The following is a 17,565-nucleotide window of genomic DNA, read 5'->3' on the forward strand; positions in this document are numbered from 1 at the left end:
AGATTGATGGAATGGGTTGCCAGTTGACCAACCCGCCGCCGTGACGGCAATAACAGCGGCCCCCATTCTGCTTCACTCAGGGCAATCCTCTTCTCCCTCCGCGAACGACAACAAATGTTGTGCCATGCGTTCGTCGGGAACCATGACATTTTCCAACTTCAGCTGTTCACAAACCGGTAACAGGTCATTGTCTTCGAGGCGCACTACCACGCGGTCAAAGCTCATCGACCTGGCCACGACCGCTGCCAGCACGTTGGAGGTATCATCGTCCGACAGGCAGAGCAACAGATCGGTGCTGGCAGGATCCATGTCATCCAGAACACCAGGTCTGGCCCCATCACCACAGTAGAAGCTGCAGTCGTATTGTTCGTCCAGCCTGTCGATGACGGCCTGATCTTTTTCGATGATCACCACCTCGTGACCATCTGCCAGAAAAGCTTTTGCGGAGGCCAGGGCCAGACCGCTGGCGCCGATAATTACGATTCTCAATGTTTTCTCCCGTGTAACGCCCGCCTGCGGCCAAACCAGCTCCGTGGCGCGAACAAAATAAGCATGGCGACTATTTCCAGTCGACCCAGCAACATGTTGAAGCACAGTAGAGCTTTCAGCGCCGCCGGTAAATCGGCACTGGTAAGCCCGGCCGAGAGTCCGACGGTGGCCGTGGCCGAAATAACCTCGAACAGCGAATGCATCGGCGAATAGCCACAGGCAAGAAAAACCAACCACGACAGAAGTACGACCAGCAGGAACCAGAAGATGAGCGCAACGGCCTCCTCCACCCGAGACGCCTCAACGCCTTTCTCACCGCGCACATGGACCTGCTCCGTCACGCTGCTGCGCAGCAGCGTGCGATAGGCAACCTGCAGCATAAGCAAGGCCCGGTCCAGCTTGATCCCCCCGGCGGTAGAGCCCGCACCGCCCCCCACGGCCATGAATGTACACAACACCAGTATGACTGCCGGCGGCAGTGCCGCCAGATCCATGGTGCTGAACCCGGCGGTGGTCTGGGCTGAGATCGTCAGGGTAATGAGATCTTGCGGCGAGGCCTGCAGGCCAACAAGCCGGCTCACCACCCACACCAGGGTCGTCGAAAGCACCAGCACAACCAGCAGCGCATAAAGCTGGTTATCCAGCAACTCTTCTCGCCGGGTATGCAGTATGGAGCGATAGTAGAGGTGAAAGGATACCGCCCCGGCGAGGCATAAGCCGTTGATAACCCAGAGCTGGGGCGCGCTGATGCCGGCGAGGCTGGACTGGTAGTTGGCAAAGCCACCGGTAGAAATAGCTGCCATGCAATGCACTATGGCATCTATCAGACTGGAACCGGCCACCAGCAGGGCTGTGATACCCACTGCCGTTATCACCAGGTAAATAATGATCACCCGGCGCGCATGGGCGCGGGTTCCGCCCACCACATCGTCCATCTCCCGATCACTGAATCCCAGCCTGCTGGCGGAGACCCCGGGGCGGACAAAAAGCGCCAGCGCCAGCACCACTACCCCAATGCCGCCAACCCATTGCATCCAGGCACGGCCAAAAAGAAAGGCGACCGGCCGGTCCGTAATCTGCAGTGTCGATAGCCCCGTCGTGGTTACACCCGACACCGCCTCAAACCAGGCGTCGATAAAGGGAATGCCGTAGGACATCAGCGGCAGGGCGAGCAGCAGCGAACTGGAGGTAAAGAGCAGAGCCACCACCACGAGCGCTTCGTTTTTCTGCACCCGTTCGGGGTCGGGAAGGCTGCGCGCGAGAAGCCAGAGCAGGCCCAGGATAAGCACCACAACACCATACGCCGGTGCCGCGACAGACCCGGTCAGGGCCGCGAGCAGTCCGGGAACAATAGTGAGTAGCGCCAGAATGCCGTACATGTTCGCCAACAGGCGACCGACCACCGCTGGCCGGACAGCAAACTGCATGGCACTGTATTTCCCCATTTGCCGCTACTCCCTGTTAAAAAGTGGTCCGACCCGGTCATCTGCCCGCGTATCTCGGCGCGCAGTTCATGGAGAGCGGGCCAGACCTGCCGATCAGGGGGCGCCAGCGCGCCCTTACCGGCAGCGGTTTAAGGCTTATTTGGCGATTTCGTCCGCCCTCTCTTCCACTGTGGGCTTGAGCTCGCCACGCCAATCTCGAAATCGCTTTCAGGCTGCTCGGCTACGCGGTCCGAGGAAGAACCAGATGATCACACCGATGACCGGCAACAGCAGGATCACCAGGGTCCATACCAGCTTCGAACCAGCGCTGCTCGCCGAGCCGAGAATATTAATAATGGCCCAGATATCCAATACCAGAACCAGCAGACCGACCACACCCGACACTTCTATTCCCATCATACTTTCTCCTTGGTTTTACTGAGTTTTGACACGGCCGGTAATCACCCCTCGACTGTCTCAGCGGTTTTCGCCGCTGGCGGCTTCCGCGGCGATGTCCTCAAGCAATGGCCGCAGGCTCTCGCTGTCACCGGGCTTGCGGAAATAGTAACTCGCCCCCATCCAAATGGCCCAATCTGCCGCTTCCGGCGTATCGGTCTCGCTCATGACAAACACTTCGGTGGACTCGAAAACCCCGGGCGCGAAGACGGGATGGTTTCCATCCAGTGACTCGGCGCTCAACTCAAAGAAGATCAGGTCAAATTCTGCGACCCGCTCAACCGCGATATCGGCCACGTCTGCGCCACACTCGACGCTGAACCCGCAAGCCCGAGCCAGCTGTTCGAGCCTGCTGCGGTGGGCCGATTCACTGTCGACAACAGTATAGATCAAAAGCGGGCGTATCCCCTGCCCCGATTGGCCCCGGATTTGTCGCTACGGCCCTTGCCGGGCCTGTATCAGCAAACCGCTGCTATACTCCACACGACCCTGCTGATACGCAGGGCCGGCCATAACACGGCTCACCCACAAGCGTTAAGGAGAAAGAGAGACAATGGCGAACGAAGGTTACCATGAACCCGTGGACGAACTCAGCGATGAAACCCGTGACATGCATCGGGCGATCACCTCATTGATGGAAGAACTGGAAGCCGTCGACTGGTACAACCAACGGATGGATGCCTGCAAGGACGATGAGCTTCGCGCCATCCTCGCTCACAACCGCGACGAGGAAAAGGAACACGCCGCCATGGTGCTGGAGTGGATCCGTCGTCGAGACCCCACCTTCGACAAGGAACTGCGCGACTACCTGTTTACCGAAGAGCCCATCGCCCACGACTGATTTCATACTGGGTACGGCCTCCGGGCTGCCTGCCAGGCAGTCGCAAGCTGACCGACGAAACTTCCTCTGAAACAAAAATGGCCCACCCTGCGGGTGAGCCATTTTTGTTTGTATGGTGGGTCGTACTGGATTCGAACCAGTGACCAATTGGTTAAAAGCCAACTGCTCTACCAACTGAGCTAACGACCCTCAGAAGGAGTGCGTATCTTACGGATTTAAACTCAAAACTCAAGCCTTGGGGCCTATTTTTTTGCCGGCGATAACCCGTGATTAATCAGTGCCTTAGAGACCGACAAAGCCGGCAGACGGCAGTTCTGTTTATCCGTGCGACCCGCGTCCGGCCCGTCGCTGGCCGGCCCCTGCTACCGTTGCCGACAGCACCTCGACAGCGGCTTTGACCCGCCTGACTGGTTCCCCGTCCACGGCCTGCCCGCTGGCGAGGTCGAAATGATCGTGAAAGCGGGGCACCGATACCGTGCCTGTCACCTCGGCGCCCATGGAGGGGGCGGATCGCTCCGCCAGCGCCAGCACACTGGCGGCGCCGCCCGCTCCGGGACTGGCGGCCAACATCAGGGTCGGTTTTTGCTGAAAGACCTTACGGGAGATACGCGAGGCCCAGTCCACCACATTTTTGTAGGCCACGCTGAACGACCCATTGTGCTCCGCGTAAGAGATCACCAGCGCATCGGCGGCGGCGATCCGCGCCAGAAATGCCCCGGCCGCCGGCGGCTGGCCACTCTCACGCTCCCGGTCCTCACTGAAGATAGGCATCTCGAAGTCATTCAGGTCCAGCAGGTCCACCTCCGCTTCAGGCACCAGGTGGGCTGCGTAGGATGCCAGCGCGCGATTGATGGACTGGCTACTGTTACTGGCGGCGAAGGCCACTATTTTCATTGTCTTTCACTCCCTGGTGTTGGCTTAACTGGACAGGTTGCGTTCGGCGGGCAGATCGCTCAGATACTCTACGAACTCCACCTCAAAACCCGCGGGATCGAGGTAATAGATATTGCGGCGGTGAGGCTCCTCGGCACCGTCCTTGTCCGGCTCAAAACCGGCCGCCCGCAACCGCGCTATCATCGCATCGAGATTGTGGGTAACAAAGGCAAAGTGCGCCAGACCGACACTGTGGCCGGCTAGATCCCGGTTTTCGCCCTCGCCGTTATCCGCAAACACCAGATACTGGTAATCATCGCCGAAGTGAACCCAGGTCCGGGGCTTGCCGGACCAACTACCCTGTTGCCGTTCGCGCACGCGCCAGTGGGGAAAAGCCGCCTGGTAGAACGCCAGTTCCGCGTCGATATCGGTAACCACAAGGTTTACATGCTCTAAGTGAATCATTTTGACCTCCCGCCTTGAATTGACGAAGGCAATGCTAATACCTCAAGTTAACTTGAGGTAAAGTCCTTGTTAACAACCATGTGAACTATTTACCGGAGTATACAATGGGCGAACCAAGCTGGACTCCCGGCAGAGTGGCCAAGCGCTGCGGTGTTAAGGTCAGCACCCTGCATTTCTACGAACAGAAAGGGTTGATCCGCAGCTGGCGCAACACCGGTAACCAGCGGCGATACAAGCCAGACGTGTTGCGGCGCATCTCGGTCATCAAGGCAGCGCAGAAAATGGGAATCAGCCTCAAAGAAATCAGGGAGGCACTGGCGACACTGCCCGACAACCGGACGCCGAATACGCAGGACTGGGAGAGACTCTCCACCCTCTGGCGAGAGAGTCTCAACGCGCGTATCAGCGCGCTGGAACGGCTCCGCGACCGGCTGACCGGCTGTATCGGCTGCGGTTGCCTGTCCATGAAAAACTGCCCCATCTACAACGAGGATGACAAACTGGGCGCCAGGGGCGTCGGGGCGGTCTATCTGGAGGGAGAATCGACTCAGGCGTAGCGGGTGGGGTCGTCCACGCCCGCATCGACAAAGCCCCGGGCGCGCAGGCGGCAGGCGTCGCACCTGCCGCAGGCCAGGCCCTCGTCCGTGGCCTGGTAGCAGGACACGGTCAGGCCGTAGTCCACTCCCAGTGCCAGGCCGGCGGCGATGATATCGCCCTTGCCCATGGCCATCAGCGGCGTGTGTATGCGCAGTTTGTTGCCTTCAACGCCGGCACGGGTCGCAAGATTGGCCATGGTCTCAAAGGCCGCAATGTAGTCCGGACGACAATCAGGGTAACCGGAGTAGTCCACCGCATTCACACCGATAAAAATATCCTCGGCGCCGAGCACTTCCGCCCAGCCAAGGGCGATGGACAGGAACACGGTGTTGCGAGCGGGCACGTAAGTCACCGGAATTCCTGCGGTTTCCTCCTCCGGTACAGCGATGTCGGCATCGGTCAGCGCCGAGCCGCCGATACTGTCCAGATTGAGCGTGACCACCTTGTGCTCCACATCGCCGAGGACCCGGGATACCCGCTCAGCGGCAAAGAGCTCTGCCCGGTGACGCTGTCCGTAGTCGAAACTGAGGGTATAACAGGCATAGCCCTGTGACTGGGCCATGGCCAGTACAGTGGTGGAGTCCAGGCCCCCGGAGACGAGGATTACCGCGCGCTTCTTGCTCATCACCTAATGTCCCGGCTCGTCATTCCACAGAATTTTATGCAGTTGCAGCTGCATTCTTACCGGCAGGTTATCGGCCAGCACCCACTCGGCCAGTTCCCGACCCGACAATTGGCCGTGACTGGGGGAAAACAGGATGTCGGAAACCCGGGACGCGAGCTGGTATTCGTCCAGTTTGAAGCGCGCCCATTCGTAGTCTTCCCGGTCACAGATCACAAACTTCACCTGGTCATGAGCCTGCAGCAGCGCCATGTTGGCGTAGTCATTGCGGGCCATCTCCCCCGAGGCGGGGGTTTTCAGGTCAACCACCTTGACCACCCTGGGATCCACATCCGCCAGCGGCATGGCACCACCGGTTTCCAGAGAGACCTCATAGCCGGCATCGCACAGCGCAGTGAGCAGGGGCAGGCAGTTGGGCTGGGCCAGTGGCTCACCGCCGGTCACCGTGACATAGCGCGGCTGGTAGGAGGCGACTTTTGCCATCACGTCGTCCCGGTGCTGCAATTCACCGCCGCTGAAGGCGTACTCCGTATCGCAGTAAACGCAGCGCAGCGGGCACCCGGTGAGGCGCACGAAAACAGTGGGCAGGCCCACTGTGCGCGCTTCTCCCTGCAGGGAGTAAAAGATTTCGGTGATGCGCAGGGCATCATCACTGTGGACCAGACTGGTCGACATGGCTGGCGCCTAAAAATTCTCGGCGAGGAAGTCCCGTGACAACTTCACGGCGGAGTTGTTGGTGTTGCCGTACTCGCGGATCACCCGATCCAGATACTCTTTGGACCTCTCCCGGTTACCCTTGAGGAACTGCACCTTGCCAAGCTTGTACATGGCATCCGGCGCCTTGGCGTTATCCGGGTACCGATCCAGCAACAGGGAGAATGACTGCCGCGAGGCCTCCAGGTCCGGCGGGTCGATCACCAGGTACAGCTCCCCCAGCCAGTAGTGCGCATTGGCCGCGTACCTGCCGTCGGGGTATCGGCGTAAAAACTGGTTGAAAGACTCAACCGCCTGGTCAAACTGCTGACCGCGCACCAGGGCGTAGGCACTGCGGTAGGCATCGCCCTCGCCCGGAAGCTCTGTGCCACCTGAGCCACCGGCCGGAGACGGGGCCGGCACCGGGGCAGCACTGGCACCCCCGGTCGACGAGCCGCCACCCATTGAACTGAGCCGCCGGTCGAGATCAACGTAGCGCTCCAGGCTTTGTGACTTGAGCTTGCGCAATTCATTGGCCTGCTCCTCCACGATACCGTTGAGGCGCATGACTTCCTGCTGTAACTGCTGCATCTGGATATACAGAGTGCCCATATTCTGCCCGCCAGCGGGAGCCGCCACCGGCGCAGCCGAGGCAGGCGCACCGATGGCCGAGCCGGCGGGGGCGCTGTCCATACCGTAACTGGTTGCCGGATAGGACTGTGTCGGCTGGACGCTGTAGGGGTCTGTTCCGGAGGGCGTAGCGTAGGGGTCTGCGCTCGCCGGCGCAGCCGTTGCCGGCGCCGCGGGCGTGGTGCGGCCACTGCGCTCGGCCTCGACATCCACATAGTCCTGGGCCCTGAGCTGGAACGACAACGGGCCAGTCACAAGGACCAGCCCGCTCGCCACAAGCAGTTTGCTCATGTTTGCCATAGGCGTTTTACTTCAGTTCGACGCGACGGTTCTGGGACCAGTTGGACTCGCCGGAACCATAGGCTATCGGACGCTCTTCGCCGTAGCTCACGGTTTCGATGCGATAGCTGGGTACACCGTTCACTACCATGTAGTCACGCACCGCGTTGGCGCGACGCTCGCCCAGGGCCATGTTGTACTCGCGAGTACCACGCTCATCGGTGTGGCCTTCCAGGCGAACCGTGGCGTCGTTACCCTGCAGGGCAGCGATGTGGGCGTCGAGTGCTTCGATCGCCTCGGGCTTCAGGTTGTAGCTGTCGAAGTCAAAATAGAAGACATTACCGTAGGCAGCTGCGGCGTCACGCAGGCGTTGCTGCTCTGCGGCGGCCGCGGCGGCTGCGGCCTGCTGTTCAGCCTGGGCTGCGGCTGCAGCAGCGGCTGCAGCAGCGGCCTCTTCTTCTTGCTTCTTGGAGCTGCCGGAACAAGCTGCCAGGAGCGTTGCTGCGAACAGCACAGATATAGCCTTACCGGCAACAGGTAGATGTTTCATAATACCTTTCCTTAAAAGTACGTGGTTGTAAAAACTGTTTTTGTCTATCAGGTCATCGGTTCATAAAGGGTGACCAGGCTGGCTCACGCACGTCGCCTTCCCGCGATGGCAACCGGAACTTCACTCCCCCGTCCACCGAAACCGCCGCAAGTATGCCGCGACCCGCGTGTTTCGTAGCGTACAATACCATAGAGCCATTGGGTGCGATACTGGGACTTTCATCCAATTCAGTGGAAGTCAGTACTTGCAGACGGTTGGTCACCAGGTCCAGCAGGGCAATGTGGAACTGGCCATTCTGCTGGTGCACCATCACCACGTTGCGACCGTCCTGGGCCACCCGGGCCCGGGCGTTGTAGCTACCCTCGAAGGTCAGGCGTTCGGTGGTGCCGGTACGCAGGTCATAGCGATAGATCTGCGGCCGCCCCCCCCTGTCGGAGGTGAACAGCAGCGAGCGACCGTCGGGCATCCAGGTCGGCTCGGTGTCGATGGCATAATGACGGGTAATTCGGGTCAGCTTTTTGCTGGCCAGGTTCATCAGGTAGATGTCGGGGCTGCCGTCCTTGGACAGCACCATGGCCATATTCTTGCCATCTGGCGACCAGGCCGGTGCGCCATTGAGCCCCCGGAAAGCGGTGAGCTGCTCGCGGGCACCGGTACTCAGGTTCTGGCGGTAAATAGCGGGCCTTCCCGACTCAAACGAAACATAGGATATCTGGCTGCCATCCGGGGACCAGCCAGGGGCCAGTACTGGCTCGCGGGACTCCAGCAGCACGATGGGCCGGGCACCATCGGAATCGGCCAGGGTCAGGCGAAAGTAGTCCTTGCCTCCTGGGACCCGGGTGACTGACACATAGAGCAATCGGGTAGCGAAGGCACCGCGAATGCCGGTCAGCTTCTCGTACACCGCGTCGGACACCCGGTGGGCAAGCATCCGGGCCTCGTTGATGGGACCGGTTTCCACCCCCCGATGGGCCTGACGCTGGCGCACCACATCGTAGAGTTCATACTCGATGCGCATCTGGGTACCCTGGGCGGACACCCTGCCAATCAGCAGGTATTCGGAGTCGATGGCCCGCCAGTCCCGGTAAAAAATTTCCTGCTGGGTACTGGGGCGGCCGAGCATATCCGAGCGCGAAACCGGGGCGAACTGGCCGCTGCGCGCCAGGTCGGAGTCCACCACCCAGGCCACATCTTCAGGAGCTGCCCCCGGTTCCAGCCAATTGAAGGGCACCACCGCAATGGAAGTGGGGTTATCCCTGCCCTGGGTAATCTCGATTGTCAGTTCCGCCCTGGCAGTCAGGGCCGACAGAACCAGTATCAGCGGGGTAATGACCAAAAACAGCCGTTTCATCAGTAACGTAAATCCTCTGGTTTGAATAACAGGCGGAAACGCCTGAAGTTGTTCTCGAATTCTGCGCTGGGCAGGTTTTGCAGCTCAGGGAAACTTCCGGCTTTCTTGACCGCATTGATCGCTGAATTGTCGAACGCGGCGTTGCCACTGCCGCGTATCAGGGTCACGCTGACCACCTCGCCGGTGGGCACCAGTTGCAGCCGCAGTTCCGCCTCCATGCCATTGCGGGCACTGGGAGGCCGGCTCCAGTAGTTAATCACCGTCTGGGCAATGAGTGCAGTGTAGCTGGCGACCATCTCCCGGGCCGTGGCGGTCGCTTCCAGCGCCTCGTCTTCCTGCGCCATCGCCCGGGCCATATCGGCACGGGCGAGTGCGGCAAGTTCTTCCTCGGTGATGCGGGGCTCCGGTTTGGGTTCGGGTTTGGGTTTAGGCTTGGCAGTGGTCGCTTTCGGCTTCGTCTCTACCTTGGGCTGGGGCTTCGGCTTGGGTTTCGCAGGTACCGGCTTGGCGGGGGTCACTTTTGGCTTCGACTGGACTTTTGGTTTGGGCTTCGGCTTCGGCTTCGGCTGAAATTCGCTGACATCGACCAAGCGGGCATTGATCACCTTGGGCACCGGCTTGACCTTGACCACCTCGGGTTCAAAATTCGCCCAGTTCACCGTCAGCGCCACCAGGATCAGGGCGTGCAGAGCCAGCGACGCCAGCGCCGGGCGCACGATAATGCGCGGCAGTACCGGCTTGCCATATACCGATTCCGTGGCCACTAGGGGTTCTCTGTCACCAGCCCGACACTGGGCGCACCGGCCTGCTGCAGGGCCACCATCACGGTGACCACCTGGCCATAGGGTACCGCCTCATCGCCCCAGATGAGCACCGGCTTGTCGGGATTGGTCCTCATGACTTTCGACACCCGGTCGCGGATGGTAGCCAGGGCCAGTACCTGCTCTTCGTTACCGAGGTTGAGAAACAGTTCCCCGCTGGCGTTGACCGATACGATTAACGGTTCGCTATCCTGGTTTTCAACCGGGGCCGCGCTGGCCTCGGGAAGGTCAACCTTCACCCCCTGCATCAGCATGGGGGCAGTGACCATAAAAATGATCAATAGCACCAGCATCACATCGATGTAAGGCACCACATTGATCTCGGCCATCGGCCTGCGCTTGTTGCGAGTCCTGTTCACCCCTGCTTACCCTGCCCGCTTGTTCTTGGCCCGCAGGGCGTAGGCCTGGCGGTAGAGAATACTGGAAAACTCGTCGACGAAGGTGTCGTAACGATTACTGAACACCTCGACCTTGGAGGAGAAGCGGTTATAGGCAAGCACGGCGGGGATGGCGGCAAACAGTCCCATGGCGGTTGCGACCAGTGCCTCGGAAATACCCGGTGCCACGGTGGCCAGGGTCGCCTGGGTGGCGTTGGCCAGCCCGCGGAAGGAATGCATGATACCCCAGACCGTGCCGAACAGGCCGATATAGGGACTGGTTGAACCCACCGAGGCGAGAAACGCCAGGTGCCGTTCCAAGCGTTCTTCCTCGCGCATCATTGCCACTCGCATTGCCCGCCGCGAGCCCTCCAGAATGGCCTCGGAATCCATCTCTGACTGCTGGGCGAGGCGGGAAAATTCCTTGAAGCCGGCCCGGAAAATACTTTCCATGCCAAGGATTGGGCTACCGTGGGAGGCTTTTTCGTTGCCCTCCCGGTACAGTTGTGACAGGTCTATGCCGGACCAGAAGCGCTCCTCGAAGCTGTACATCTCCTCCCTGGCACTACGCAGGTAGAGAAAACGCTGGACGATCATGTACCAGGACAACATCGACGCCGCAACCAGCAGGGCCATCACCAGCTGCACGGTGAAACTGGCATGTATTACCAGGTCTATCAGGCTTAACTGCTCTTCCAATTCAGGTCCCCTTGGTGGTTCTGTTATTGTGCCGGCAGCAGCCGGTCCCTCATGTCTCTGGGTATGCGCCGGGGCTTGACTCCGCTGCGATCTACACAGGCGATAGTCAGTTCCCCCGCGGCCAGATCCTGCCCCGCCCTGCGCACGGTCTGGGCGAACCTGATGGAGGCCCCGCCCAGCGCCAAGATCCGGGCGGTGGCCTGCAACTGGTCATCCAGGTACGCCGGTGCCAGGTACCTGATCGCCGCATCCCTCACCACAAACATCAGGTCGTGGTTGAAAATATAATCCTTGCCGTAGCCGAGATTGCGCATGTACTCCGTGCGCGCCCGCTCCATAAACTTGAGGTAGTTGACGTAATAGACAATCCCCCCGGCATCGGTGTCCTCGATATAGACCCGCAGGGGCAGGGAAAATTCCTCCGCCGCCATCAGTTATCGCCCCCTCCCAGATCAAGAGAGAGGTTACCACTATCCGGGCTGTTCGGCTGCGGTAAACCGAAGTGCAAATAGGCATTCCGGGTGACCATTCTGCCTCTCGGCGTGCGCAGCATGTAGCCCTGCTGGATCAGGTAGGGCTCAAGCACATCCTCGATGGTGCCGCGCTCCTCGGAAATGGCCGCCGCCAGGCTGTCCACCCCCACCGGGCCGCCGTCGAACTTCTCGATCATGGCCAGCAACAGACGCCGGTCCTGGTGATCAAAACCCTGCTGGTCGACGCTGAGCATGTCCAGCGCCCGATCCGCCACAGAATCCGTGATATGGCCATCGGCCTTGACCTCGGCGAAGTCACGCACCCGCCGCAGCAGCCGGTTGGCGATACGCGGGGTGCCCCGGGAGCGCCGGGCAATCTCGGTGGCCCCCTTGCTGTCTATACCTATCTCGAGAATATTGGCAGAGCGCTCAACGATGTGGGCAAGGTCACCCACCTCATAAAATTCCAGCCGCTGGACAATCCCGAAGCGGTCCCGCAGCGGCGAGGTCAGCAGGCCGGCGCGGGTGGTGGCGCCCACCAGGGTGAACGGCGGCAGGTCCAGCTTGATGGAGCGGGCCGCGGGCCCTTCGCCGATCATGATGTCCAGCTGGTAGTCTTCCATCGCCGGGTACAGCACCTCTTCCACGAAGGGGCTGAGTCGGTGAATCTCGTCGATAAACAGCACATCACCCGGTTCCAGGTTGGTCATCAGCGCGGCTATGTCACCGGCCTTCTCCAGAACGGGGCCGGAGGTTGTCTTCAGGGAGACACCCATCTCGTTGGCGATAATGCTGGCCAGGGTCGTCTTGCCCAGCCCCGGCGGGCCAAAAATCAGGGTGTGGTCCAGGGGCTCTTGCCGCTGTTTCGCCGCCTGCAGGAAGATGGACATTTGCTGCCGCACCACCTGCTGGCCAACGTACTCGTCCAGGGTCTTGGGCCGGATGGCCCTGTCCATGGCATCTTCCCGTGGGCTGACCGGCTCCGGGGCGATCAGGCGGTCGGTTTCGATCATCCGCTCACCATGGATTTCAGCGCCCGGCGAATCAGTTCCTCGCTATCGGCGATGGATTCATCATTGACGGCCGCGACCACCTTGGCCGCCTCTGTCGGCTTGTAACCCAGGGCAATCAACGCGCTCTCGGCATCCGCCACCATGTCGGCGACTGGCGCTATGGCCGCTCCTCCTGCGGGGAGTTCGGCGTTGGTTTGTTCCAGCCAGTCCCTGAGTTTGTCGCGCATTTCCACCAACAGGCGTTCCGCGGTTTTCTTGCCGACGCCGGGCAGCGCCACCAGTGAAGAAACGTCGTCGCGCTGCACACAGCGGGCAAAGCTGCTGGCATCCATGCCAGACAAAATAGTCAGGGCGAGTTTGGGACCAACGCCGCTGACCTTGATCAACCGGCGGAACAGGGAGCGGTCACGCTCATCGATAAAGCCGTACAGTAACTGGGCGTCCTCCCGCACCACGAAGTGGGTGACCAGGGCAACTTCAGCACCCAGTGCGGGCAACTGGAAAAGTGTGGTCATCGGGACCTGCAGTTCGTAGCCAACACCACCGACTTCCACCAGGATGTCAGGCGGCTGCTTGTAAACCAGGGTGCCCCGAATTCTGCCTATCATTTATCGAATCCGCCGCCGGCGCACAGATTTGGCGCCAGCCATATTTATCATGCTTTGTCGTGTGTGGGCGTGGCACAGGGCTGCCGCCAGGGCATCCGCCGCATCCTCCTGGGGTTCGGCAGGAAGTTTCAGCAGTACTTTTACCATATGCTGCACCTGGGTTTTCTCCGCGCCGCCCGTTCCCACGACTGATTGCTTGATCTGGCGGGCGGAGTATTCAGCCACCTCCATGTCCCGGATGGCGCAGGCCACAATGGCAGCGCCCCGCGCCTGGCCCAGTTTCAATGCCGAGCCGGCACTTTTGGCCATAAACACCTGTTCAACGGCCAGCTCCCCGGGACAGTACTGTTCCACCAGCTCCGAAACACTGTCGAATATTATCTTCAGACGTGGCGCCAGATCCCCCTCCGGCAGGCGGATGACCCCACTAGTGACATACTCGCTGCGGCCAGACACATGATTAATGATGCCAAAGCCGGTTTTGCGGGAACCCGGATCGATTCCCAAAATAAGCGACATGGAGTTTTCCGCGCCCAGTTCCAGTATGTACGAATATACAGCGCCGGGTCAGCAACGTCACTAACTGGTGAAAAGTTTGGCGTGCAAACCTGTTCGCAGGGGTTGGGGGTCAGGCCATCGGCCAGGTCCCGTCATTCCAGGCAGCGCCGGGATGGCCTGATGAGGGGGTGGGCAGATGGACGGATTGACAGATGGGCACACAACCACAGGAGGAGCCCCAATCACTCCAGCCCGGCCAGCACCTCGTCGGGGATGTCGGCATTGGTGTACACGTTCTGCACGTCGTCCAGCTCCTCCAGGGCATCCACCAGGCCCATCACCTGTTCCGCACCGGCGGCGTCGACCGCCACGGTGGTGGAGGCGACCATGGTCACCTCGCCGCCGACGGGCTCAAGGCCTGCAGCCTGCAGGGCAGATTTCACCGCGCCGAATTCCTCCCAGGGGGTCGTGACATCGATGGAACCGTCGTCATTGGCCTCGATGTCTTCGGCGCCGGCCTCGAGGGCCACTTCCATCACCTGCTCCTCGTCGACCCCCGGGGCAAAAGCGATCTGCCCGACCCGGCTGAACAGGTAGGCCACAGACCCATCAGTGCCCAGATTGCCGCCGCGTTTGGTGAATGCATGACGCACCTCTGCCACGGTGCGATTGCGATTATCGGTCATCACCTCGACGAGCACCGCGATACCGCCGGCGGCATAGCCCTCGTAGGTGAGCTCTTCCATATCGTCGGCGTCGTTGGTGCCGGCGCCGCGGGCAATTGCCCGATCGATCGTGTCGCGGGTCATGTTGGCGCCCAGCGCCTTGTCCACCGCCGCCCTCAAGCGGGGATTATCTTCCGGGGCGGGGCCGCCCTGTTTGGCGGCCACTACCAGTTCACGAATCAACTTGGTGAAAATCTTGCCCCGTTTGGCATCCTGGGCAGCCTTGCGGTGCTTTATGTTGGCCCATTTACTGTGCCCGGCCATGCCCTGCTTTCCTCTTTATCTACTCAAACCGACGAATTACCCGGCTTTCGGCTCTTCCTTGCTCTGGCGCAGGCGTATATTCAATTCGCGCAACTGCTGCGCGTTGACGTCGCCCGGGGCATCGGTCATCACACAGTGCGCCGTTTGCGTTTTGGGGAAGGCGATCACATCACGGATGGATGCCGAGTCGGTCATCAACATGACGATCCGGTCCAGGCCGAAGGCGAGACCACCATGGGGCGGCGCACCATATTGCAGGGCCTGGAGCAGGAAGCCGAACTTTTCATTGGCCTCCTCCTCGGAAATACCGAGGATGCGGAACACCGCTTCCTGCATATCGCGCTGATGGATACGCACGCTGCCGCCACCCAGTTCGCAACCATTGAGCACCATGTCATAGGCACGGGACAGGGCCTGGGAGGGGTTGGCCTCCAGCGCCTCGACCGAACAGGACGGTGCGGTGAAGGGATGGTGCAACGGGGTCAGGCCGCCGTTACCGTCGTCCTCGAACATGGGGAAATCCACCACCCAGAGGGGCGCCCATCCGTCGCCGACCATACCCTGGTCTTCCGCGACCTTGATACGCAAGGCCCCCAGGGATTCGTTGACTACCCTGGCCTTGTCGGCGCCGAAGAAAATGATATCGCCATCGGCAGCATCCAGGCGCTGCATCATCTCGCTAACCACGGCCTCGGGCATAAACTTGAGAATCGGTGACTGCAGTCCCTCGACACCGGCTGCCAGGTCGTTGACCTTGATCCAGGCCAGGCCGCGGGCCCCGAAAATGGACACATACTTGGTGTAATCATCGATCTCCTTGCGACTGATCGTGGCGCCGCCCGGAACCCTCAGCGCGGCCACACGGCCATCTTCATCATCGGCCGGGCCGCGGAACACCTTGAAATCCACCTGCTGCATCAGATCGTCGACGCTAATCAGTTCCATGTCGATACGCAGGTCCGGCTTGTCAGAACCGTAACGCTCCATGGCCTCTGCGTAGGGCATGTGGGGGAACTCGGGTAGCTCCACATCGAGCGTGGTCTTGAACAGCTCCCGCACCATACGCTCGGTAATCGACATGATTTCCGCTTCATCAAGGAACGCGGTCTCGATATCTATCTGGGTGAATTCCGGCTGTCGGTCGGCCCGCAAGTCCTCGTCGCGGAAACACTTGGCCACCTGATAGTAGCGGTCGAAGCCGGACACCATCAGCAATTGCTTGAACAGCTGGGGGGACTGGGGCAAGGCAAAGAACTGCCCCGGGTGGGTGCGACTGGGTACCAGGTAGTCGCGGGCGCCTTCCGGGGTGGCGCGGGTCAGGATCGGGGTTTCAATATCCAGGAACCCTTCATTATCAAGAAAATTGCGAATGGCAGAGGTGATTTTCGAGCGGGTAATCAGCCGCTGCTGCATTTCCTGCCGGCGCAGGTCCATGTAGCGGTACTTGAGGCGCACCTCTTCACCGACAGCGGTGTGCTCATCCAGCTGAAAGGGCGGTGTGGCGGCGGTATTGAGTATTTCCAGTTCCTTGCCCAGCACCTCGATTTCGCCGGTGGCCATGGCGGGATTCACGGTACCCTCACCACGGGCGCGCACCCGCCCGGTAATTTTCAGCACGTACTCGCTGCGAACCTTATCGGCTCGCTCGAAGTGCTCCTCTGTATCGGGGTCGAACACCACCTGGACGATGCCCTCCCGGTCCCGCATGTCCAGGAAGATGACTCCACCGTGATCCCGGCGGCGATCAACCCATCCGCAGAGGGTGACCGTCTCGTCGATGTTGGCGGTAGTCAGGACGCCACAATAGTGAGTGCGCATAGCATGTTTCCGTATCAATGACTGGATGGCCGCCGGGGCCAGGGCTCAGGCGGACTTGGTACTCTCGGTGCCGCCAGCGGGAGCAGACTTGTCGCTGGAGGGGGCTGAGCCAGAGGCAGAGTCGGAAGCACCGTGCAGGTTCTTCTTGTTGCCGGTCTTGAAATCCGTCTCATACCAGCCGCCGCCCTTGAGGCGAAAAGCAGCAGCTGAGACCTTCTTCCGCAGCTCAGGCGCGCCACATTCGGGACAATCGGTGAGAGGGGCGTCGCTGATCTTCTGCAGGGCCTCCATCTCTTTGCCACATTTCTGGCACTGGTATTCGTAGATCGGCATGACTTAACCCACCTGAAATCAGTTGTAGAGAGAAAAAATCGAGGCGCGGATTTTAACCCAAGCGAGGGGAGAGTCCAAGCTCGGCGGAGGGTGATATTTAGAGGGCAAAAAGCCCCGGCACCTTGCGGTGCTTAAAAAGAAAGCTGGCGATCAGCCGCCCCGATAGCGCGACGGGACGACTGATCAGGTCACGGCGCTCAGGAAGCGGCGTATTCCTTCAGCTTCTTCAGTGGACGAATCTTGACAGCAATGCTGGCAGGCTTCGCCTTGAACACGGTTTCTTCACCGGTGAAGGGGTTGATACCCTTGCGCGCCTTGCGGGCGGGCTTCTTCACAGTGGTGATTTTCATCACACCAGGGATAGTGAACTCGCCAACAGCGCGCTTCTTGATGCTGCGCTCGATCAGTGTGTTCAGCTCATCAAGAACCGCATTGACCTGTTTCTTGCTCAGATCGGTGCTTTCAGCGAGGCTGGCAACAATCTGGCTCTTGGTCATCTTGTCCCGAATAGCGGCTGCCTTCTTGGCGGGAGCTGCCTTTTTCGCTGCTACCTTCTTCTTGGCGGGTGCTTTTTTCTTGGCTGGAGCCTTCTTCTTGGCTGGAGCCTTTTTCTTCGCTGCTGCTTTTTTAGTCGCCATGTTATTTTCGACCTTCCCTAATAGTGAA

At 60.3% G+C, this 17,565-nt stretch carries 24 protein-coding genes and 1 tRNA gene; 2 read left to right on the forward strand and 23 right to left on the reverse strand.

Features of this window, described 5'->3' with window-relative positions:
* Positions 1–72: 72 nt before the first annotated feature.
* The 4 genes from E2F43_RS13965 to E2F43_RS13980 all read right to left on the reverse strand — a co-directional run bounded on the left by E2F43_RS13965 (position 73) and on the right by E2F43_RS13980 (position 2,762).
* Positions 73–489, reverse strand: coding sequence for an NAD-binding protein (locus E2F43_RS13965; RefSeq protein ID WP_165954322.1), 417 nt, complete (start codon positions 487–489; stop codon positions 73–75).
* Positions 486–1,916: a TrkH family potassium uptake protein gene (locus tag E2F43_RS13970; RefSeq protein WP_238946928.1), complete on the reverse strand. Its 1,431-nt coding sequence runs from the start codon at positions 1,914–1,916 to the stop codon at positions 486–488. Before E2F43_RS13970 ends, E2F43_RS13965 begins: the two co-directional genes overlap by 4 nt.
* Before the next feature lie 225 nt (positions 1,917–2,141).
* Positions 2,142–2,333, reverse strand: a complete 192-nt coding sequence (locus E2F43_RS13975) for a PLD nuclease N-terminal domain-containing protein (RefSeq protein ID WP_238946929.1) — start codon at positions 2,331–2,333, stop codon at positions 2,142–2,144.
* A gap of 57 nt (positions 2,334–2,390) precedes the next feature.
* Entirely contained in the window at positions 2,391–2,762 is a 372-nt protein-coding gene (locus E2F43_RS13980) for an ANTAR domain-containing protein (RefSeq protein ID WP_133213706.1), read from the reverse strand.
* Between the two features lie 160 nt (positions 2,763–2,922).
* Between E2F43_RS13980 and E2F43_RS13985 the strand changes: the two genes are divergently transcribed.
* Positions 2,923–3,210 carry an encapsulin-associated ferritin-like protein gene (locus tag E2F43_RS13985; RefSeq protein ID WP_133213708.1) on the forward strand — a complete coding sequence of 96 codons (288 nt, stop codon included), beginning with the start codon at positions 2,923–2,925 and terminating at the stop codon, positions 3,208–3,210.
* Positions 3,211–3,323: 113 nt separating this feature from the next.
* On the opposite strand, the gene E2F43_RS13990 is transcribed toward E2F43_RS13985, so the two are convergent.
* From E2F43_RS13990 to E2F43_RS14000, 3 genes are all read right to left on the reverse strand, one after another.
* A tRNA-Lys gene (locus tag E2F43_RS13990) sits at positions 3,324–3,399 on the reverse strand.
* Between the two features lie 129 nt (positions 3,400–3,528).
* Positions 3,529–4,104, reverse strand: coding sequence for an NADPH-dependent FMN reductase (locus E2F43_RS13995; RefSeq protein WP_133213710.1), 576 nt, complete (start codon positions 4,102–4,104; stop codon positions 3,529–3,531).
* A gap of 24 nt (positions 4,105–4,128) precedes the next feature.
* Positions 4,129–4,548, reverse strand: coding sequence for a VOC family protein (locus E2F43_RS14000; protein WP_133213712.1), 420 nt, complete (start codon positions 4,546–4,548; stop codon positions 4,129–4,131).
* Between the two features lie 104 nt (positions 4,549–4,652).
* On the opposite strand from E2F43_RS14000, the gene soxR reads away from it, so the two are divergent.
* The gene (gene soxR, locus E2F43_RS14005) at positions 4,653–5,105 is read left to right on the forward strand and encodes a redox-sensitive transcriptional activator SoxR (RefSeq protein WP_133213714.1); all 453 of its coding nucleotides are present in this window, start codon (positions 4,653–4,655) and stop codon (positions 5,103–5,105) included.
* Here the strand turns inward: soxR and queC are convergent.
* From queC to E2F43_RS14085, 16 genes are all read right to left on the reverse strand, one after another.
* Positions 5,096–5,770, reverse strand: coding sequence for a 7-cyano-7-deazaguanine synthase QueC (queC, locus tag E2F43_RS14010; protein WP_133213716.1), 675 nt, complete (start codon positions 5,768–5,770; stop codon positions 5,096–5,098). The two genes, soxR and queC, sit on opposite strands and share 10 nt — an antisense overlap.
* Positions 5,771–5,773: 3 nt before the next feature.
* Positions 5,774–6,442 (reverse strand): 7-carboxy-7-deazaguanine synthase QueE, encoded by a 669-nt coding sequence (gene queE, locus E2F43_RS14015; RefSeq protein ID WP_133213718.1) that lies wholly within the window; start codon positions 6,440–6,442, stop codon positions 5,774–5,776.
* 9 nt (positions 6,443–6,451) lie between these two features.
* A complete protein-coding gene (ybgF, locus tag E2F43_RS14020; protein WP_238946930.1) occupies positions 6,452–7,381 on the reverse strand; it encodes a tol-pal system protein YbgF in 930 nt (309 codons plus the stop codon).
* 16 nt (positions 7,382–7,397) lie between these two features.
* Positions 7,398–7,919: a peptidoglycan-associated lipoprotein Pal gene (gene pal, locus E2F43_RS14025; RefSeq protein WP_133213722.1), complete on the reverse strand. Its 522-nt coding sequence runs from the start codon at positions 7,917–7,919 to the stop codon at positions 7,398–7,400.
* 52 nt (positions 7,920–7,971) lie between these two features.
* A complete protein-coding gene (gene tolB, locus E2F43_RS14030; protein ID WP_133213724.1) occupies positions 7,972–9,270 on the reverse strand; it encodes a Tol-Pal system beta propeller repeat protein TolB in 1,299 nt (432 codons plus the stop codon).
* Positions 9,270–10,034, reverse strand: coding sequence for an energy transducer TonB (locus E2F43_RS19450; protein ID WP_133213726.1), 765 nt, complete (start codon positions 10,032–10,034; stop codon positions 9,270–9,272). Before E2F43_RS19450 ends, tolB begins: the two co-directional genes overlap by 1 nt.
* Positions 10,034–10,420, reverse strand: a complete 387-nt coding sequence (gene tolR / locus E2F43_RS14040; protein ID WP_133214352.1) for a protein TolR — start codon at positions 10,418–10,420, stop codon at positions 10,034–10,036. The genes E2F43_RS19450 and tolR overlap by 1 nt, the downstream gene beginning before the upstream one ends.
* A gap of 36 nt (positions 10,421–10,456) precedes the next feature.
* The gene (gene tolQ, locus E2F43_RS14045; protein WP_133213728.1) at positions 10,457–11,167 is read right to left on the reverse strand and encodes a protein TolQ; all 711 of its coding nucleotides are present in this window, start codon (positions 11,165–11,167) and stop codon (positions 10,457–10,459) included.
* A 23-nt stretch (positions 11,168–11,190) separates the two neighbouring features.
* Positions 11,191–11,598 carry a tol-pal system-associated acyl-CoA thioesterase gene (gene ybgC, locus E2F43_RS14050; protein WP_133213730.1) on the reverse strand — a complete coding sequence of 136 codons (408 nt, stop codon included), beginning with the start codon at positions 11,596–11,598 and terminating at the stop codon, positions 11,191–11,193.
* Positions 11,598–12,653: a Holliday junction branch migration DNA helicase RuvB gene (ruvB, locus tag E2F43_RS14055; RefSeq protein ID WP_133213732.1), complete on the reverse strand. Its 1,056-nt coding sequence runs from the start codon at positions 12,651–12,653 to the stop codon at positions 11,598–11,600. The genes ybgC and ruvB overlap by 1 nt, the downstream gene beginning before the upstream one ends.
* The gene (gene ruvA / locus E2F43_RS14060; protein ID WP_133213734.1) at positions 12,650–13,261 is read right to left on the reverse strand and encodes a Holliday junction branch migration protein RuvA; all 612 of its coding nucleotides are present in this window, start codon (positions 13,259–13,261) and stop codon (positions 12,650–12,652) included. Before ruvA ends, ruvB begins: the two co-directional genes overlap by 4 nt.
* A complete protein-coding gene (gene ruvC, locus E2F43_RS14065) occupies positions 13,262–13,780 on the reverse strand; it encodes a crossover junction endodeoxyribonuclease RuvC (RefSeq protein ID WP_133213736.1) in 519 nt (172 codons plus the stop codon).
* Between the two features lie 221 nt (positions 13,781–14,001).
* Complete coding sequence (locus E2F43_RS14070; protein ID WP_133213738.1) at positions 14,002–14,748, reverse strand: YebC/PmpR family DNA-binding transcriptional regulator; 747 nt, start codon at positions 14,746–14,748, stop codon at positions 14,002–14,004.
* A gap of 36 nt (positions 14,749–14,784) precedes the next feature.
* The gene (aspS, locus tag E2F43_RS14075; protein ID WP_133213740.1) at positions 14,785–16,566 is read right to left on the reverse strand and encodes an aspartate--tRNA ligase; all 1,782 of its coding nucleotides are present in this window, start codon (positions 16,564–16,566) and stop codon (positions 14,785–14,787) included.
* 45 nt (positions 16,567–16,611) lie between these two features.
* A complete protein-coding gene (locus tag E2F43_RS14080) occupies positions 16,612–16,899 on the reverse strand; it encodes an FmdB family zinc ribbon protein (protein ID WP_133213742.1) in 288 nt (95 codons plus the stop codon).
* A gap of 197 nt (positions 16,900–17,096) precedes the next feature.
* Positions 17,097–17,537, reverse strand: a complete 441-nt coding sequence (locus E2F43_RS14085) for an HU family DNA-binding protein (RefSeq protein WP_133213744.1) — start codon at positions 17,535–17,537, stop codon at positions 17,097–17,099.
* Positions 17,538–17,565: the final 28 nt, after the last annotated feature.

The sequence above is a fragment of the Seongchinamella unica genome, assembly GCF_004354085.1.
Classification (GTDB): Bacteria; Pseudomonadota; Gammaproteobacteria; order Pseudomonadales; family Halieaceae; genus Halioglobus; species Halioglobus unicus.

Excerpts from the sequence above, each read along its gene's own strand:
- E2F43_RS13970 (WP_238946928.1), bottom strand. The coding sequence starts at position 1,916 with ATGCAGTTTGCTGTCCGGCCAGCGGTGGTCGGTCGCCTGTTGGCGAAC.
- E2F43_RS13975 (WP_238946929.1), bottom strand. The coding sequence starts at position 2,333 with ATGATGGGAATAGAAGTGTCGGGTGTGGTCGGTCTGCTGGTTCTGGTA.
- E2F43_RS13985 (WP_133213708.1), top strand. The coding sequence starts at position 2,923 with ATGGCGAACGAAGGTTACCATGAACCCGTGGACGAACTCAGCGATGAA.
- E2F43_RS13995 (WP_133213710.1), bottom strand. The coding sequence starts at position 4,104 with ATGAAAATAGTGGCCTTCGCCGCCAGTAACAGTAGCCAGTCCATCAAT.
- E2F43_RS14000 (WP_133213712.1), bottom strand. The coding sequence starts at position 4,548 with ATGATTCACTTAGAGCATGTAAACCTTGTGGTTACCGATATCGACGCG.
- soxR (WP_133213714.1), top strand. The coding sequence starts at position 4,653 with ATGGGCGAACCAAGCTGGACTCCCGGCAGAGTGGCCAAGCGCTGCGGT.
- queC (WP_133213716.1), bottom strand. The coding sequence starts at position 5,770 with ATGAGCAAGAAGCGCGCGGTAATCCTCGTCTCCGGGGGCCTGGACTCC.
- queE (WP_133213718.1), bottom strand. The coding sequence starts at position 6,442 with ATGTCGACCAGTCTGGTCCACAGTGATGATGCCCTGCGCATCACCGAA.
- ybgF (WP_238946930.1), bottom strand. The coding sequence starts at position 7,381 with ATGAGCAAACTGCTTGTGGCGAGCGGGCTGGTCCTTGTGACTGGCCCG.
- pal (WP_133213722.1), bottom strand. The coding sequence starts at position 7,919 with ATGAAACATCTACCTGTTGCCGGTAAGGCTATATCTGTGCTGTTCGCA.
- tolB (WP_133213724.1), bottom strand. The coding sequence starts at position 9,270 with ATGAAACGGCTGTTTTTGGTCATTACCCCGCTGATACTGGTTCTGTCG.
- tolR (WP_133214352.1), bottom strand. The coding sequence starts at position 10,420 with ATGGCCGAGATCAATGTGGTGCCTTACATCGATGTGATGCTGGTGCTA.
- ybgC (WP_133213730.1), bottom strand. The coding sequence starts at position 11,598 with ATGGCGGCGGAGGAATTTTCCCTGCCCCTGCGGGTCTATATCGAGGAC.
- ruvB (WP_133213732.1), bottom strand. The coding sequence starts at position 12,653 with ATGATCGAAACCGACCGCCTGATCGCCCCGGAGCCGGTCAGCCCACGG.
- ruvA (WP_133213734.1), bottom strand. The coding sequence starts at position 13,261 with ATGATAGGCAGAATTCGGGGCACCCTGGTTTACAAGCAGCCGCCTGAC.
- ruvC (WP_133213736.1), bottom strand. The coding sequence starts at position 13,780 with ATGTCGCTTATTTTGGGAATCGATCCGGGTTCCCGCAAAACCGGCTTT.
- E2F43_RS14070 (WP_133213738.1), bottom strand. The coding sequence starts at position 14,748 with ATGGCCGGGCACAGTAAATGGGCCAACATAAAGCACCGCAAGGCTGCC.
- aspS (WP_133213740.1), bottom strand. The coding sequence starts at position 16,566 with ATGCGCACTCACTATTGTGGCGTCCTGACTACCGCCAACATCGACGAG.
- E2F43_RS14080 (WP_133213742.1), bottom strand. The coding sequence starts at position 16,899 with ATGCCGATCTACGAATACCAGTGCCAGAAATGTGGCAAAGAGATGGAG.
- E2F43_RS14085 (WP_133213744.1), bottom strand. The coding sequence starts at position 17,537 with ATGGCGACTAAAAAAGCAGCAGCGAAGAAAAAGGCTCCAGCCAAGAAG.